Source organism: Schnuerera sp. xch1 (assembly GCF_019931165.1).
In the GTDB taxonomy this organism is placed as follows: Bacteria; Bacillota; Clostridia; order Tissierellales; family Tepidimicrobiaceae; genus JAIOUP01.
This window is the reverse complement of record NZ_JAIOUP010000045.1, coordinates 1-540: the sequence shown is the minus strand read 5'-3', so window position 1 is coordinate 540 and position 540 is coordinate 1. Positions and strand designations below refer to the sequence as shown.

Annotated in this window: 1 protein-coding gene; it reads left to right on the top strand. The window is 31.7% G+C overall.

Translation table 11 applies throughout. From position 1 onward, the window contains the following. Window positions 1-138 precede the first annotated feature (138 nt). Window positions 139-540 (top strand): transposase (locus K8M07_RS12545; protein WP_223379452.1); only part of this gene is annotated, 402 nt, incomplete at its 3' end.

Below are 540 nucleotides of genomic sequence, written 5' to 3'. Positions count from 1 at the left end.
TTAGGCGTTTGCGAAACGCCAAAACCCGTATAAATACGGGATATTTTTTCATAAAATAATATAACTCCTCACCGATTTATGGTAAAATTGAAGTGCCAAGCAACAAATCCACCAAAACCCGAAAGGAGTTATATAGATATGATACCACATAAACAGCTTTCTTTGGCAGATATTTATTCTGATTGTCAAACTTTTTTTGAAAATGATAAACCTAAGTTTCTTTCATTACTTGAAGATACCATCAATCTTGATGAGTTTATCCCTATTTCTTTCTACCATCATTTTTATGCTTCTACTGGACGACCACGCGAATACAAGCTTCATTCAATGTTATGGGCATTAATTATCCAGAGAATTTTTTCTATTCCTACTGACACCCTCTTAATTACTTTTCTTAAATATTCAAATGAATTAAGAGAGTTTTGTGGATTTAAAAAAGTTCCTGATGGTTCTAAATTTACTCGTTTCAAACAAGATTTTTTATTAGACTTACAAGCTGTATTTGATAACCTTGTCGATATTACTGAGCCTATTTGTCAA